The organism is Streptomyces sp. NPDC046900, from assembly GCF_040644975.1.
Lineage (GTDB): Bacteria > Actinomycetota > Actinomycetes > Streptomycetales > Streptomycetaceae > Streptomyces.
The window spans coordinates 245455-256456 of the sequence record NZ_JBEYXD010000005.1; the positions used below are offsets into that span (position 1 = coordinate 245455).

Here is an 11002-nt window from a genome sequence, read left to right on the forward strand (position 1 = left end):
GCCGGGCTATCCTGAGGGTATGAAGACCACGCCGACCATCAGTGCCGAGTCTCCGCCGGGCGCGGAGTTCCTGCGCCTGGACCGCCAGATCTGCTTCTCGCTCCACGCCGCGTCCCGGGCCTTCAACAGCGTCTACCGCGTCGTCCTCAAGGACCTCGGGCTCACCTATCCGCAGTACCTGGTGATGCTGGTGCTGTGGGAGCACGGCGAGCTGCCGGTGAAGAAGCTCGGCGAGCATCTGCGGCTGGACTCCGGGACGCTCTCGCCCCTCCTGAAGCGGCTGGAGGCGGCGGGCCTGGTGCGGCGGGAGCGGAGCGTCCAGGACGAGCGGTCCGTGCACGTGCACCTCACGGACGAGGGCACGGCGCTCAAGCAGCGCGCCCTTGAGGTGCCGCGCCGGATCGGCGCGGCCACGGGCTTCGAGCTGGGCGAGATCATGGAGCTGCAGGCCCGCCTCGACCGGCTGACCCAGGCGCTGGACGCGGCGGCGTTGGAGGAGACGCCGGGCTGCGACTAGCCGCCCGGCCGCGACAGGCCACGGCGTACATAGAGCCGAAGGGTGAGACCCGGGCGCACGTACTCCGCACGGGTGACGAACTCCTCGTTCACCACCGCGAGTTTGGCGCGCTCGGTGGGGCTCCAGGGAGTCCACGACGGCCGCAGCGCGTACGGCTCGCTGACCACCCACACATAGGTCAGCCCGGCGAGCCGCCGCCGCAGTTCCCCGGACCCGGCCTCCCGCCCGTACAGGGTCCCGTCCTCGGCGGCGGGCACGTCCAGCGCCACGTCCCTGACGCCCCGGAACCCCGCCGGATAGGTCAGCGCCGAACGCCGCTCCAGCGACGGCAGGAACAGCACGGGGTCGCCGGGCCGCACATGCCGCGCCACGACGACGGAGACGGCAGCGAGGTCGTCGGGCCGGTGAGCGGCGCTGCGGTCGGCCCGGAGCAGGGGGAACTGCAGGACGAGCGCACCGCAGACGGCGAGCACACCGAACAGGGTTCCGCCCTGCCGCCGAAGCCATGAGGGCCGCCGGACGACCGCACGCCCATCGGGCACGACCAGCCGCGGAGCCTCCTGAAGGGCGACTGCCCCCATGGATGGGACAGGGCGACGGGAAGCGGGCAGCGGACGGCCGCCGGCCACGACGTCCCCGGTGGGACGACCGTCGTCGCCTGGGCCGAGGGGCCCGGTGGGCGTCCACCCGCCGGCCGGCCGAATTCGGCGCACGGCACCCGCCAGCCGCTCGGCACCCGCCGCGGCCAGCAGTGGCGCGCCGGCCAGCGAATACAGCACATACCTCTCGTCGTACAGAGGGGTGATCTGCGAGACGCCCATCAGCACCGCCGGCGGAATCACCAGCAGCGGCAGAGCCACCCCGGCCAGGGACACCCCCCGTCTGAGGCCCGGTCTCCACACAGCCGGCGCGACCAGCACCAGATACGGCCCGAGCATCGCCCGCGAAGGCCCCGCGAACTGCCGCACGAGCCGTTCCGCACTGCGCCCGTCCGGCGCCGACAGCCACGCCACCTGGGCCGCTTGCCCCCGCGAGACCAGCACCAGGGGCAGCAGCACCAGGACGGCGGCGCCCGCCGCACACGCCCACCAGCGCCAGACCCTCCCCGGCACCCGCGCGAGCGCCAGCGTGCAGGCGTGCGCCAACAGCACCAGCACGGCGAACTCGTGCAGCACACACGTGACGGCCACGACCACCCCGTACGGCCACCACCTCCCGCCCCGCACCGCCCTCAGGAGCAGCAGCGTCGCGCCCGCGACCCCGGCGGAGACCAACGCGTACGAGCGGCCTTCCTGGGCGTAGTGCCCGGCCATCGGCGTGACCGCGTACAGCAGCCCCGCCCACAGCCCCACCCGGGGGCGGCACAGCCGTGTGCCCAGCGCGGCGACCAGGCCCGCCGTCGCGGCCGCACCGACGACCGAGGGAAGCCGTAGCAGCACCTCGCCGGGGTGCACGGCCAGGACCACGTGCATCAGCAGGTAGTAGAGGCCGTGCACCGCGTCCACGTTGTGCAGCAGATGCCAGATCTGCGGCACCGAGCGGCGCGCGACCTGGAACGTCGCCGCCTCGTCCCGCCACATCCCGCCACGGTCCAGTCCCCATACCCCGATCGCGACCATGACGACCACGGGGACGAGGACGGCCCCCCACTCCGTACGCCTTGCCGGCAACCGACTCATGCCTGCATTCAACATGCCCAGATTTTGTAGTATTAACTAACTTTTGCTGCGTGTTGACGGAGTATCTGCGCACATGAGGGATACATACGCCCTACCATCCGGGCTTGATGACTGCCTTGAAGAGTGTTCCGGAGTCCCGGGCGACCATTTCCGCGCCCGTTTCACCGCCCCTCCTGAAGAGGGTCCGCACGACGCGTCGGTTGCCCCTGCTCGCCGCCGGCTGGCTCGCCACCCGCGCCCTGATGCTGTGGCTGCTCGCCCACGACCAGTACGCCCTGCTGGGCCGGGGCGGGGTCGCGCGGGAAGTGTGGAAGCTGTACTTCCACTGGTACGGCACCCTGCGGCACGGCTCGTTCCCCGCAGGCGACCACCTGTGGCAGTACCCGCCGGGAGCGGGGGCCGTACTGCTCTCCCCCGCCCTGCTCCCGGGCCTGACCTACTTTCAGGCCTTCGTGACCCTCACCCTGCTGACGGACGCCGCGATCACACTCGTCCTCGCGCGCGTGGGCACGCGTCCGGGCCGCTCGTTGCGCGGTGCGGCGCTGTGGACGGCCGGCCTTCCGCTGCTGCTGCACATCCCGCTGGCCCGGTACGACGTACAGGTCACCGCCTTCGCGGTCATCTCCTTGCTCACGATGTCACGCTCCAGACACATGAGCGGAGTGTTCGCCGCGCTCGGCGCGCTGGTGAAGGTGTGGCCGGCGCTGGCACTGATCGGCACACCGCGCGGCCGTTCGACCCGTGAGGCGTGGACGGCGGCCGCGGTCACCGCGGTCACTCTTCTCTCCCTGCTCGCGGCCCTGTTCCGCCATCCGTTCGACTTCCTGCGCCAGCAGGGCGGCCGCGGCGTGCAGATCGAGTCGCTGGGCGGCACGGTGCTCATGTTCGCCCGCCGGGCCGGCTGGCCGGGGCACACCCACTACCAGTACGGGGCCGTGGAGTTCGTGGGCCCGCACGTGCACACGGTGGCGTTGTGCTCGCTCGTACTGACCGCGGTGGCCTTCGCCCTCCTGCTGCTGTGGCGGATGCGGAACCGCCGCTGGACGCCCGCGACCCCCTACGACGCGGCCCTCGCCGCCGTCCTGCTGTTCACGGTGACGAGCCGGGTGATCAGCCCCCAGTACATGATCTGGCTGATCGGACTGGTCGCGGTGTGCCTGACGTCGCGGCACACCACACAGCGCCCGGTGGCCCTGCTCGTCCTGGCGGCGACGGCGGTCAGCGTCGTCGAATACCCCGCCTACTACGGGGATGTCATCAACAGCACCTGGGCGGGCTGCTTGCTCATGCTCGTACGCAACACACTGCTCACGTCCGCCGCCGTCGTGTCCTTCATCCGCCTGTGGCGTTCCGGACGGCCTCTTGTGGAACGGACGAAAGCGGGTACTCCTCCACGGAACCCCCACGAGATTCCTGCCGTCTTCCGTACAGATGGTTAATTGCCTCTTAACAGATGATTACCAGGTATCCGTAATGTTCCGGCCCGTGGAATCGATGCACCCTCACGATGCACAGGTCAGCGTCGTCGTCATCGGGTACGACGACGCCGCTCATGTGACGGACGCGGTACGTTCGGCCCTCGCCCAGGGCGGTGTCGTCCGCGAAGTGATCGCGGTCGACGACGCCTCGCGGGACGGCAGTCCCGAACTCCTCGACGCTCTGGCGGCCGAGGACCCGCGGGTGAGGGTGGTGCGCCGAACCGTCAACAGTGGCGGCTGCGGCACCCCGCGCAACGACGGAATCGACACGGCGACCGCGCCGTACGTGATGTTCCTGGACAGCGACGACGTACTGCCGCCCGGCGCGGTGGAGGCGCTGCTCATGGCGGCCGTCGCACACGGGACCCCGCTCGCGGCGGGCCTGTGCGTACGCCGCGAACTGCCCTCGGGCCGCGAGACCCCCTGGCAGCCGGAGTTGTACGAGCGGCCCGCGCTGGTCTCCCGTCCGGGCCGGCGCCCCCGCCTCGCCTACGACACGCTGTGCGTCAACAAGCTGTACCGCACCGACTTTCTGCGCGAGAACGGCATCCGCTTTCCCGAAGGCCGCTTCCCCTACGAGGACTTCGTGTTCGGGGCGCGGGTCCTGGCGGCCGGTCCGGGCATCGCCCTGGTTCCCGAGACGGTCTACATCTGGCACGTCCGCCGCTCGGCCCGACGTCTGTCCATCTCCCTCGACCGCGCCGACATCGACAACTGGAAGGCGCGCATGGAGGCGAACCGGCAGGCGTACGAAATCCTGCTCGGCGCCGGTGAGAAGCGGCTCGCACGCGCGGCCCGCACCAGCTTCCTGGACCGCGGACTGCGCATGTACGCGCGTGAGCTCCCGCTGCGCGACGAGGAGTACCGCTCCGAGTGGTGGAAGCTCACACGCACCTACCTGTCGGACTTCGACGCGGCCGACTTCGCACAGGCGTCCGTGCCGGGGCGGGTGGTGGCCCAGGTGGTGCTCGCCGCCGAACGGCCACGCGATCTGCACCGGCTCAAGGAACTGGCGGCCCGTCCGGCGCGGTTGAGCCCGCCGTACGCGAGCACCGCGGACGGCATCCCGGTCTGGTCGGCAGATCTGCCCCAGGTGCAACTGGACCATCTGCTGCACCGCCCCATGCGGCACCTTCCGGTCGCCGTCGAAGCGGAACTGCGCCCACGCGCCCGGGCCACCCGGCTGCGACTGCGCCTGCACGAGCTGTACGGACGGATGGAGAACGCGCGTCCGGCCAGGGTCGACGTGGAGTTCACCCGCCGGGAAGGCCGCGCCCTGGTGGGCCTCTCCTGCACGGCCGCGCTCCGGCGGGAGCCGGAGTCGGGCGGCTGGACGGCCGAGATGCCGGTGGACCTCGCGAAGCTCGGCAGCGGCACTTGGGACCTCAAGCTGACCCTTCGCTTCGACGACGGCACCAGCCGCGACACCACGGCCCTTGCCCTCACCGGACCGGGACTGGGCCGCCGCATGGTGCCGAACCTGCGGCACGGCGTGCTGCTGGTGCAGCCGTACGCGACGCACTCCGGAGCGCTGGCCCTCAGGGTGGCGTCGGGGGTGCGGGGAGCGACCTCCGTCCTGGGCCGCAGGCTGCGACGCCTGATTCACTGGAAGTGACCGAACCGACACCATGGACCAACCGACGAGGGGACGACCGCACATGACCTGGCTGATCACCGGCGGCGCCGGTTACATCGGGGCACACGTCGTCCGCGCGATGACCGAGGCCGGCGAGCGGGCCGTGGTGTACGACGACCTGTCCACGGGCATCGCCGAGCGCGTGCCCGCCGAGGTGCCGCTGGTGGTGGGCTCCACACTCGACGGTGAACTGCTGCGCCGCACCCTGGCGGAGCACCCGGTGGCGGGCGTCGTGCACCTGGCGGCGAAGAAGCAGGTCGGCGAGTCGGTGGAGGCGCCGCTGCTCTACTACCGGGAGAACGTGGAGGGCCTGCGCGTCCTGCTGGAGGCGGTGACGGCGGCCGGGGTTCCCTCGTTCGTGTTCTCTTCGTCCGCCGCGGTGTACGGCATGCCGGACCTCGATCTGGTGACGGAGGAGACGCCGTGCGTGCCGATGTCACCGTACGGCGAGACGAAACTCGCCGGCGAGTGGCTGGTGCGCGCGACCGCCCGGGCCACGGGCCTGTCCGCCGCGTGCCTGCGCTATTTCAACGTGGCGGGGGCGGCGGCGCCGGAGCTGGCCGACGTCGGCGTCTTCAACCTGATCCCGATGGTCTTCGAGAAGCTGACCGAGAACGCGCCCCCGCGCATCTTCGGCGACGACTACCCCACACCCGACGGCACGTGTGTGCGCGACTACATCCACGTGGCCGACCTCGCGGAGGCCCACGTGGCCGCGGCCCGCGCGCTCCAGGCATCGCCCGGCGCGGATCTGACCCTCAACATCGGCCGCGGGGAAGGCGTGTCGGTCCGCGAGATGATCAACCGCATCAACGCGGTCACCGGCTACGGCACCCCGCCGGCGGTCACCCCCCGCCGCCCCGGTGATCCGGCCCGAGTCGTCGCCTCGGCCGACCGCATCGCCGGGGAGCTGGGCTGGACGGCGAAGCGCGACGTGGAAGACATGATCACGTCGGCCTGGGAGGGATGGGTGCGCAGGTATCCGGGGGCGGCGCGGGGCTGAGCCCGTCCGGAGCCGGCCCTGAGCTGCCGGCCGTCAGGCCCGCACCAGGTCCGGGAACACGACACCCGTCAGCTCCTCGGACGCCGTCCACAGGCGGCGCGCCGACTTGGGGTCGCTGGCCGCGTGGGAGCGGCCCACCAGCGTGGGTCCGCCGCGCATCTCACCGAGGCCGTCCGGACCGACGTAGCTCGCGCCTGGCAGGTCCTGGGTCGCGGCGTACAGGGTCGGCAGTGCACCCCCCTTGTTGTCCTGGGCGAAGACGCGGTTGCCGACCCGCATCACGATCCGGCGTACCACGCTGGCGTCGTGGCCCTGGAGGTTGGTGGCGGCCCAGCCCGGATGGGCCGCGAGGGCCCGCACCGTCGATCCCGCCTCGGTCAGCCGGCGCTGGAGCTCCAGCGTGAACAGCAGGTTGGCGAGCTTGGACTGGCCGTACGCCACCATCGGCGCGTACTCGCCGGTCAGGTTCAGGTTGTCGAAGTGGATGTGCATGCCGACCGGCAGGCGGTGCGCTCCCGAGGAGACGGTGACCACGCGATCCGTGATGTGCGGCAGGAGCAGGTTCGTCAGGGCGAAGTGACCCAGGTGGTTGGTGCCGAACTGCATCTCGAAGCCGTCCTTGGTACTGGCCTCGGGGATGTTCATGACGCCGGCGTTGTTGATCAGCAGATCCAGGTCTCCCCGCCAGCCCGCGGCGAACTCCCGGACGGAGGAGAGGTCGGCGAGGTCGAGGCGGCGCACTTCCACGCTTCCGCTCGCGCCGCGGACGGTCGCGGCGGCTGCCTCGCCGCGCCGTACGTCGCGCACGGCGAGCACCACATGTGCGCCCGCACGGGCCAGGGCGTCGGCGGCCGCGAGTCCGATACCGCTGTTGGCGCCGGTGACGACGGCGGTACGGCCGGTCTGGTCGGTGATGTCGGTTGCGTTCCACTTGTTCTGTGTTTTCGACATGCCTTCAATGTAGGCGTCGCCAACAATGCTGTCAATGACAACAATAGTGACGGCGACAACAATGTAGGCGTCGATCACATGGTCGATACACTGGCCCGCATGCAGACTCGTCGTCGTTACCACCACGGAGACCTTCGCGCCGCGCTGCTCACCCGCGCGGAGGACACCCTCCGGGAGAAGGGACCGGCCGCCCTGTCCCTCCGGGAGCTCGCCCGCGACCTGGGCGTCAGCCACGCCGCACCGAGCCGCCACTTCAAGGACAAGCAGGCACTGCTCGACGCGCTGGCGCTGGTCGGCTTCGACCGGCTGGACGAGGCGTTCGCGGCGTCGCTGGAGGGAGTGGGCGACTCCTTCGCCGAGCGGCTCGCCACGACCGCACGCACCTACGTCGACTTCGCCAACGCCAACGCCGAACTGCTCGACCTCATGTTCGCGATCAAGCACACCCCGGAGGCGTCCGAGGACCTGCTGGCCGCGTCCCAGCGATGGACCGACCGCACGGTGAGCCTGATCGCCGAGGGCCAGCGCCGTGGCGAGGTGCGCGAGGGCCCACTGGAGAGCGTGGGCATCGGGGTCTTCTCCACACTGCACGGCTACGCGACCCTGGCGGCCGGCGGCTCCCTGCCGCCCGAGGCATGCGAACCCGGCCTGGACGCACTGGTGGCGTACATACTGCGGGGGTGTGCGCCGGAGAAGACGGCCTGAGGCGCCCGTACGCTGCCCTGGTGACCGAGTCGCACAGCCCTGCTCACACGCACCGCGCCGTCACCGCCGTCCTCGGCTCCGCCGTCGGCGACGCACTGGGCGCACCCTTCGAGTTCGGTCCCGAAGACGCGTTCTCGGCGCGCTTTCCCGCACCGGGCCACGGCGGTGAGATGTGCGGGGCGGTGGCTGGAACCCGGGCGAGGCAACCGACGACACACAGATGGCGGTGCTCGCCGGGGAGTCACTGCTGCAGCGCGGCGGCCTCGATCTCCTCGTCCGCCCAGCGGTGAGATCAGAGCGTCACGCACAGGGGAGAGAGACAGGTGCGCGCAGGTCGAGGTATCGCGCACGCCGCTCCGGGTCCCTCACAAGGCCTTGAGTGCCCCCGCTGTGGCGCGGGCCAGGCCCGCCAGATAGCCCTTCGGCAGCTTCGGTCCGCGTACCACCACCGCCCGCCAGTACAGCGGCCCCGAGATCAGGTCGAGGGCCAGGGCCGGGTCGATGTCCTCGCGGATCTCGCCACGGGCGGCGGCCGCCGCGACGATGCCGCTCGCCACGCTTTCCTGGCCCTCGCGCAGCGCCGTCTGCATGGCCTCGGCGATGTCCGGATTGCGGGCCGCCTCCGCCTGGAGGTCGGGGATGATCTGGCCCGCCACGGGGTGGCGCAGAGCGCGGGACGTCACCTCGTAGAGAAGTCTCAGGTCCCCCTCCAGAGATCCGGTGTCGGGGGCCGGCAGGCCTTGGACGGCGACCGCGGAGACCAGGTCGAGGACCAGGTGCAGCTTGGAGCGCCACCTGCGGTACACCGCCGTCTTGCCGACCCCCGCCCGGCGTGCGATGCCCTCGATGGACATCCGCGCGAAGCCCACGGCCGCGAGTTCCTCGAAGACGGCCGCGCGAATGGCCTCCGTCACGTCCTCGCGCAGGACGGCCGCACCCGCGGGCGCTCTGCGGCGCCTTTTCACCTGGGGAGTGTCGGCGTTCGTGGTCATGCGAACCAGCATAGGGCGTAACGACGATACGGTTGCGTTCCGACGCCGGGACAGATTACGCTCGCGTTGCGACGATACGGCCCCGTCCCGACGTAAAGTGCAGTAGCCAAAACCCCCAAGAGCTGTACAAGACCCCAAGAGCAGAGCAAAACCCCGGCAAGAAGCGTGAGAAAAGCCGGAAACAAGCACCAGAGGGGTCGTTGCGGCGGGACACTTCGGACCGGTTCGCGCACCCGACCCCCCGAGCGAAAGCAGCGGATGTGAGCCAGGTTCTCCACACACCGCCCCCCACGGCGACCGAACAGGCCGAGACGCCGGCCGAGCTCGCCGCCAGGCACGGCCTCTCGGTCAGCGGCGCCCGCCCCTCCCTGCCCGAGTACGTTCGTCAGCTGTGGGCGCGGCGCCACTTCATCACCGCGTTCGCCACCGCCAAGCTCACCGCCCAGTACGCGCAGGCGAAGCTCGGCCAGGTCTGGCAGATCATGACCCCGCTGCTGAACGCCGCGGTGTACTACCTCATCTTCGGTGTCCTGCTGGACACCAAGAAGGGCGTGCCGGACTACATCCCGTTCCTGGTCACGGGCGTGTTCATCTGGACGTTCACATCGAGCTCGATCCAGACCGGCACCCGCGCGATCGCCGGCAACCTCGGTCTCGTCCGCGCCCTGCACTTCCCGCGGGCCGCGCTGCCGATCTCCTTCTGCCTCCAGCAGCTCCAGCAGCTGCTGTTCTCCATGGCCGCCCTGGTCGTCATCCTGCTTTGCTTCGGCGTGCCGGTCGCTGCCTCCTGGGTGCTGGCCATCCCGGTGCTGATCCTCCAGTTCACGTTCAACACCGGCATGTCGCTGATCATGGCCCGCTGGGGCGCCAAGACGCCGGACATCTCCCAGCTGATGCCGTTCGTGCTGCGCACCTGGATGTACATCTCCGGCGTCATGTGGAGCATCGACAAACTGACCAGCAAGCACCAGGGGCTGCCGAGCTGGGTGGCGCCGGTGCTCAAGGCCAACCCGGCCGCCGTCTACATCGACCTGATGCGCTTCTCCCTGATCGACAGCTTCCACGCCGGCCAGCTGCCGCCGCACGTGTGGATCATCGCCACCGGCTGGGCCCTGGTCGTCGGCGTCGGCGGCTTCATCTACTTCTGGAAGGCTGAGGAGACGTACGGCCGTGGCTGAGAACATGAACGACACCCTCGTCCCCACCGTCGTCGCCGACCACGTCGACATCGTCTACCGGGTCAACGGCACCGGTGCCGGCCGCGGCTCCGCGACCGCCGCGCTCAACCGCATGGTGCGCCGCAAGCACGCCGAGAAGGCGGCCGGCGTCCGCAAGGTGCACGCCGTCAAGGACGTCTCCTTCGCCGCCTACAAGGGCGAGGCGATCGGCCTCATCGGAACCAACGGCTCCGGCAAGTCCACCCTGCTCAAGGCCGTCGCCGGCCTGCTCCCGGTGGAGAACGGCGCCATCTACACCGACGGCCAGCCCTCCCTCCTCGGCGTCAACGCGGCCCTGATGGGCGACCTGACCGGCGAGAAGAACGTCTACCTCGGGGGCCTGGCCATGGGCATGTCCCGTGAGGAGATCAAGGAGCGCTACCAGGAGATCGTCGACTTCTCCGGCATCAACGAGAAGGGCGACTTCATCACCCTCCCGATGCGCACGTACTCCTCCGGCATGGGCGCCCGGCTGCGCTTCTCCATCGCCGCCGCCAAGGACCACGACGTCCTGCTCATCGACGAGGCCCTGGCCACCGGTGACGCGGCCTTCCGCAAGCGTTCCGAGGAGCGCATCCGCGAGCTGCGCAAGCATGCCGGCACGGTGTTCCTGGTCAGCCACAACAACAAGTCCATCCGTGACACCTGCGAGCGGGTGCTGTGGCTGGAGCGCGGTGTGCTGCGCATGGACGGGCCGACCGAGGACGTCCTCGCCGAGTACGAGGCCTTCACCGGCGACAAGTCCAAGCGGCCGAGCGCCCCCAAGAAGCCGAATCCGCCGGAAAAGGAACCTGCGGACGCCAAAGCCCCTCTTCCTTCCTGAG

Annotated in this window: 10 protein-coding genes and 1 pseudogene; 8 read left to right on the forward strand and 3 right to left on the reverse strand. The window is 70.5% G+C overall.

The genetic code is table 11. From position 1 onward, the window contains the following. The first annotated feature begins 19 nt into the window (after nt 1–19). Nucleotides 20–517 (forward strand): MarR family transcriptional regulator, encoded by a 498-nt coding sequence (locus tag ABZ904_RS07950; protein WP_359396995.1) that lies wholly within the window; start codon nt 20–22, stop codon nt 515–517. Here ABZ904_RS07950 and ABZ904_RS07955 read toward each other — a convergent pair. Continuing rightward, nucleotides 514–2196 carry a glycosyltransferase family 39 protein gene (locus ABZ904_RS07955; RefSeq protein ID WP_360991342.1) on the reverse strand — a complete coding sequence of 561 codons (1683 nt, stop codon included), beginning with the start codon at nt 2194–2196 and terminating at the stop codon, nt 514–516. The two genes, ABZ904_RS07950 and ABZ904_RS07955, sit on opposite strands and share 4 nt — an antisense overlap. 242 nt (nt 2197–2438) lie before the next feature. Here ABZ904_RS07955 and ABZ904_RS07960 point away from each other — a divergent pair, with 242 nt between their 5' ends. Genes ABZ904_RS07960 through galE form a run of 3 tightly spaced genes read left to right on the forward strand, consistent with a single transcriptional unit; the run spans nt 2439 to nt 6313 of the window. Beyond that, nucleotides 2439–3635, forward strand: a complete 1197-nt coding sequence (locus ABZ904_RS07960; RefSeq protein WP_361821870.1) for a glycosyltransferase family 87 protein — start codon at nt 2439–2441, stop codon at nt 3633–3635. A 55-nt stretch (nt 3636–3690) separates the two neighbouring features. Continuing rightward, nucleotides 3691–5289 (forward strand): glycosyltransferase family 2 protein, encoded by a 1599-nt coding sequence (locus ABZ904_RS07965; protein WP_360991339.1) that lies wholly within the window; start codon nt 3691–3693, stop codon nt 5287–5289. 43 nt (nt 5290–5332) lie between these two features. Continuing rightward, nucleotides 5333–6313: a UDP-glucose 4-epimerase GalE gene (galE, locus tag ABZ904_RS07970; protein ID WP_359396999.1), complete on the forward strand. Its 981-nt coding sequence runs from the start codon at nt 5333–5335 to the stop codon at nt 6311–6313. A 33-nt stretch (nt 6314–6346) separates the two neighbouring features. Here galE and ABZ904_RS07975 read toward each other — a convergent pair whose 3' ends face one another. Next, nucleotides 6347–7264 carry an oxidoreductase gene (locus tag ABZ904_RS07975; RefSeq protein ID WP_361821820.1) on the reverse strand — a complete coding sequence of 306 codons (918 nt, stop codon included), beginning with the start codon at nt 7262–7264 and terminating at the stop codon, nt 6347–6349. 99 nt (nt 7265–7363) lie between these two features. On the opposite strand from ABZ904_RS07975, the gene ABZ904_RS07980 reads away from it, so the two are divergent. Together ABZ904_RS07980 and ABZ904_RS07985 are read left to right on the forward strand one after the other, a co-directional pair. Next, nucleotides 7364–7969 (forward strand): TetR/AcrR family transcriptional regulator, encoded by a 606-nt coding sequence (locus tag ABZ904_RS07980; protein WP_361821823.1) that lies wholly within the window; start codon nt 7364–7366, stop codon nt 7967–7969. A 20-nt stretch (nt 7970–7989) separates the two neighbouring features. Next, a pseudogene (locus ABZ904_RS07985) lies at nt 7990–8240 on the forward strand (ADP-ribosylglycohydrolase family protein); the annotation flags it as partial. Nucleotides 8241–8334: 94 nt separating this feature from the next. On the opposite strand, the gene ABZ904_RS07990 reads toward ABZ904_RS07985, so the two are convergent. Then, nucleotides 8335–8961 (reverse strand): TetR/AcrR family transcriptional regulator, encoded by a 627-nt coding sequence (locus ABZ904_RS07990; RefSeq protein WP_359397004.1) that lies wholly within the window; start codon nt 8959–8961, stop codon nt 8335–8337. Nucleotides 8962–9221: 260 nt separating this feature from the next. Between ABZ904_RS07990 and ABZ904_RS07995 the strand changes: the two genes are divergently transcribed. Further along, the gene (locus ABZ904_RS07995) at nt 9222–10139 is read left to right on the forward strand and encodes an ABC transporter permease (protein WP_359397006.1); all 918 of its coding nucleotides are present in this window, start codon (nt 9222–9224) and stop codon (nt 10137–10139) included. Continuing rightward, a complete protein-coding gene (locus ABZ904_RS08000) occupies nt 10132–11001 on the forward strand; it encodes an ABC transporter ATP-binding protein (protein ID WP_359397008.1) in 870 nt (289 codons plus the stop codon). Before ABZ904_RS07995 ends, ABZ904_RS08000 begins: the two co-directional genes overlap by 8 nt. Nucleotide 11002: the final 1 nt, after the last annotated feature.